The organism is Lutibacter sp. (assembly GCF_041555395.1).
In the GTDB taxonomy this organism is placed as follows: Bacteria; Bacteroidota; Bacteroidia; order Flavobacteriales; family Flavobacteriaceae; genus Lutibacter.
This window is the reverse complement of record NZ_JBFFKM010000099.1, coordinates 1-4742: the sequence shown is the minus strand read 5'-3', so window position 1 is coordinate 4742 and position 4742 is coordinate 1. Positions and strand designations below refer to the sequence as shown.

Genomic DNA, 4742 nt, shown 5'->3' with positions numbered 1-4742 from the left:
TCTCAATTTCCTTAAAAATATTTTTTAATGATGGCGGATGCGCAACACCATCATTTACAGAAAAACACAACCCGTGAGCCTGCCCTTCTCCGTGATAAGGGTCCTGGCCAATAATTACGACTTTTATTTCCTTAAAAGAGCATAAATTAAACGCTTCAAAAATTTTATCTGGTCCCGGATAACAATTATTTATGGCATACTCTTCTTTTACATAACTTATAAGTTGCTCAAAATAAGGCTTTTCAAACTCCGCTTGCAATATCTGTTTCCAACTGTCGGTAATTTTTAAATTCACTGCTTATATTTGTCTTTAATTTATACTTTTGTCTAACTTTTCAAAAGTAACGCAATTTATGAATAGTATTTCAGAAAAAACATTAACAGATTTAGAATTTTTTACTGTTTTAAAAAAGGTAAGCAGTTATTGTATTTCTGAATTAGGAAAGGAAGCTTCCCTACAAATAAGGCCTTTAAAATCTAAAGAAATACTTCTTCCGGAATTGCTAAAAGTAAATGAATATTTTTCTTCCCTGGAAAATGACAACCGAATTCCAAGTCATTATTTTGATGATATTCAGAAGGAAATTCATCTCTTAAAAATTGAAAATAGCTACCTTGAACCTGCTTCTTTTTTAAAAATAACAAACAACGCCACTACAGTTATTGAATTGCTTAAGTTTTTTAATAAATTTAAGATGATCTATCCCTCACTTTTTAAATTTTCAGAAGAAATTGGAACCCAAAAAGAACTGGTTGAAAACATAAACGCAATTATTACGCCTTTTGCTGAAGTGCACGAAAATGCCTCAGTTTTGTTAAAACAATTACGCGGCGAAATTAATTCAATTCGTTCCAAAATTGGCACAAGTTTTAATAAAGCCTTAAATCATTGCAATTCTGCTGGTTATTTAGATGAAATACGCGAATCCGTTATCGACAATCAGCGTGTTTTAGCTGTGCAGGCGATGCATCGAAAAAAAGTGAAAGGTAGTTTGCTGGGAACTTCAAAAACAGGAAGCATTGTATTTATTGCTCCGGAAACCACGTTGCAATTTGCCAGGGAATTACAAAACCTGTCGTATGATGAGCACCAGGAAATTGTAAGAATCCTAAAAGAACTGACAAATTCAACACGAGAATTTATTCCCGATTTAATTGAATATCAAAAATATCTCATAGAACTGGATGTAATTGGGGCAAAAGCAAAATATGCAACAACAATTAACGCCTGTTTGCCTAAAATTTCTTCAGAAAAGAAGGTTTTTTTAAAAGATGCCTTTCACCCTATTTTGTTGTTGAATAATCAAGAAAAAGGATTGGGAACCTATCCGCAAACATTGGAATTAAATCCCCATCAGCAAATAATTGTGATTTCCGGCCCTAATGCCGGCGGAAAAAGTATTACGCTTAAAACCATTGGTTTACTGCAGGTGATGTTACAAAGCGGATTGTTAATCCCTGTTCATTTTCGATCGGAAACTTGCTTTTTTGAAAATATATTAACTGATATTGGTGACAACCAATCCATTGAAAATCAATTGAGCACTTATAGCTATCGTTTAAAAAACATGCGGGATTTTTTACGCAAATGCAATGATCGAACACTGTTTTTAATTGATGAATTCGGAACCGGAAGCGACCCCGAATTGGGCGGCGCACTGGCAGAAATATTTTTGGAAGAATTTTACGAAAAAAAGGCATTCGGAATTATCACAACGCATTATGCCAATTTAAAAGTTTTGGCAAGTGAATTGGAAAATGTTGTAAATGCCAGCATGCAATTTGACGAAAAAACACTGCTGCCTTTGTTTAAATTGTTTATTGGGCAGGCAGGAAGTTCATTTACTTTTGAAGTTGCGCAAAAAAACGGAATTCCGTTTAGTTTAATCAACAAGGCAAAAAAAAGGGTGAAAGTTGAAAAAGTAAGGTTAGACAAAACCATTTCAAAATTACAGCAAGAGCGAAATATATTGCAAAAAACTTCTGAAACACTAGAAAAAGAAAAATCAATAGCAATTGAAAAATCTGATAATTTATCGGAAAAGCAGAAAAAAATTCAAGAGAAATTAGAAAACTTTCAGGAATTATACGACAGCAATCAGAAAATGCTTGCCTACGGAAGAAAAATTAATGAGCTGGTCAACAAATATTTTCAAACAAACAATAAAAAAGAACTCACCACAGCGTTTAACAACTGGCTCGCTAATGAGAAAACAAAATTTTTGAAAAAGAATTTGGTAAAACCGGTCACAAAAACAGAAAAACAAAAGGTGAAGGTTGAAAAACAAAAGGAGGAAGAAAAACTTAAAACCACAGAAACTGAAGTGATGGTTGAAGTTGTAAAAGTAAGAGAAATTCAACAGAAGGAAGCCATAAAAACGGCAAAACAAAAATCGGATTACGTTTTTAAAATCAATGATAAAATAAAAATTACCGGATCAAATTCAACCGGAACTATTGAAAAAATAGAAAAAAATAATGCTTTTATAAATTACGGTTTTTTTACTACAAAAACAACATTAAGCAAACTTGAATTGGTGGAGTCTGCAAAAAAAACAAATAGATAAACAATTAAATAATGTTAAATGTTGAATTTTAGTATTTGGTAAGTTTGCCGCATTGGAATTTCAACTAAACAAATAAACAGTTAAACCCTTAAACCCTTAAACAATAAAACGTTTACTCACTTCCATAACGCTCCATTTCCCTGTCGTAAAATGCTGTGGCTTCTTCAATTAAACCGGAAACGATTTCGGCAAGTTCCTCTTCATCATCTCCCTGCAAATCTTCAAACCATTCAATTTCATCATCCACCAAATTGATAACAAATCTCGGAAACTCGGTATGCACCACAAAAATTGCATCCATATGATCAGTATTGTCTCCCAATAAAAATTTAGGTAAGTTCATGTTTTTCTCGTATTAATTTTTTTGATAAATAGTTAAATCTTAAAAACAACATAATTGCTGAACTTGTTAAAGCAGTCAACAAGCCAATCCAGATGCCAATGGTACCCAAATCTAAAATTTTGCCCAAATAAATACATACCGGAAATCCAATAATCCAATAGGCAATAAACGTCAGCACAGAAGGTACATTTACATCTTGTAATCCACGTAAAGCGCCTAAAATAACAGCTTGAACGCCATCAGATAACTGAAAAATCGCTGCAACAATCAAAAGGCTAGACGCAATTCCAATAACTTCTAAATTATCGGTAAACATCCAAGGCAAAATGTCTTTCAACATAATAAATCCAACTGTAAATATAGACATTACAATCAATATTAAAAAGAAGTTTGAAAAAGCGATACGACGCAATTCCAAATAATTACCCAGCCCTTTTTGATTTCCGACTCTAATGGTTGCTGCCGCGCCAATTCCAACCGCAATCATAAAAGTAGTTGAAGACATTTTTAATGCAATTTGATTTGCTGCCTGTGGAAATGCGCCAAATGTACCTGCCAATAAAACAGATGCCGAAAACAATCCTACTTCAAAAAGCATTTGCAAAGCTGTTGGCAAACCTAATTTTGTAATTTTTATAAATATGCTGCTTTTAAGTTCGCTAAACTTTAGTCGGTTCATATAAACCGCAAATTTTTGTTTATGCTTCAAAACAAGAAAAAGGAAAATCACCATCACTATTCTGGAAATCAATGTTCCCAACGCCGCACCTACCAATTCCAGTCTTGGAAAAATCCACAAACCATAAATTAACATAAAGTTTAAAAACACATTTACAACATTGGTAATTATAGTGGCATACATGGAATATTTTGTTTCAGACAACCCGTCTGCAAACTGCTTAAATCCCTGAAAAATCATAAGCGGAAGCATAGATAAGGCCACAATTTCATAATATGGAATTGCCAAAATCACCACTTCTTCCGGTTGGTCTAAATGATACAAAACAGGTTTCAACAAAAACAACATGATAACCATTGCGATTCCCAAAACAATTGATAAAATGATACCATGCTGAAAAATTCCCCGTCCCTTTTCCACATCACCTTCTCCATCCGACTCTGCTATTAACGGCGTAATAGCTAAAGAAAAACCAATTCCAATGGAAAGGGCAATAAAAACCAAACTATTGCCAAGTGAAGATGCTGCCAATTCAACAGGTCCCAACCTTCCCACCATAATATCATCAATTAACCCAACCAATAAATGCCCCAAAGATCCCACCATAATTGGGGTGGCCAATTTTAGGTTTTTATTAAACTCCGACGTGTAATCTTTAAGGTTCAATTGAATTCGTTTTAATTTGCGAAGATAAAAAATTAATCAGCAATAATTGCCTGAAAGTTAACCATCATCAAAAAACCGCAAAAGTAAAACCTTCCATAAAATTCATATCCCCAAACCAATAAACATTTTTAAACTTTAAAAAAATATAGGTAAAATTCAAAAAAAAAATCTTATTTTAAATGAGGCTTAAATTTGGGCGTTCCCTTTCAGCTCGCGATTTTTGCTATATCTTTTTTTTCATTTCACTCCAAAAAAAGGATGCCGTTTCAATCACTAACGCAAATTAATTTGCGAATCACGATTTTTGACCTGCCCAGGCAGGTTTATGATTTTTGCCATAAACCAGTTAATAGCTCGAGCGCTTTTTTCCCCTTCACCTTTAATGAACTTTTAACTTTTAACTATTAACTTTCAGACTTTTTTAACTTAACTTTGATACTTAAAATTAAAAACAAAAATTATGACTAAAATAACATTAAAGGGCAAT

At 33.2% G+C, this 4742-nt stretch carries 3 protein-coding genes and 1 pseudogene; 1 reads left to right on the top strand and 3 read right to left on the bottom strand.

Annotated elements, in window-relative coordinates; genetic code table 11:
* A pseudogene (locus ABY285_RS12265) lies at positions 1–295 on the bottom strand (uracil-DNA glycosylase); the annotation flags it as partial.
* Positions 296–353: 58 nt separating this feature from the next.
* Here ABY285_RS12265 and ABY285_RS12260 point away from each other — a divergent pair.
* Complete coding sequence (locus tag ABY285_RS12260; protein WP_372770474.1) at positions 354–2567, top strand: DNA mismatch repair protein MutS; 2214 nt, start codon at positions 354–356, stop codon at positions 2565–2567.
* A gap of 112 nt (positions 2568–2679) precedes the next feature.
* Here the strand turns inward: ABY285_RS12260 and ABY285_RS12255 are convergent, their stop codons facing one another.
* Both ABY285_RS12255 and ABY285_RS12250 read right to left on the bottom strand, forming a co-directional pair.
* Positions 2680–2910 carry a hypothetical protein gene (locus tag ABY285_RS12255; protein ID WP_372770472.1) on the bottom strand — a complete coding sequence of 77 codons (231 nt, stop codon included), beginning with the start codon at positions 2908–2910 and terminating at the stop codon, positions 2680–2682.
* Positions 2897–4255 (bottom strand): MATE family efflux transporter, encoded by a 1359-nt coding sequence (locus tag ABY285_RS12250; protein WP_372770470.1) that lies wholly within the window; start codon positions 4253–4255, stop codon positions 2897–2899. The genes ABY285_RS12255 and ABY285_RS12250 overlap by 14 nt, the downstream gene beginning before the upstream one ends.
* Positions 4256–4742: the final 487 nt, after the last annotated feature.

Coding starts and splice junctions, on each gene's coding strand:
- ABY285_RS12260 (WP_372770474.1), top strand. CDS start 354: ATGAATAGTATTTCAGAAAAAACATTAACAGATTTAGAATTTTTTACT.
- ABY285_RS12255 (WP_372770472.1), bottom strand. CDS start 2,910: ATGAACTTACCTAAATTTTTATTGGGAGACAATACTGATCATATGGAT.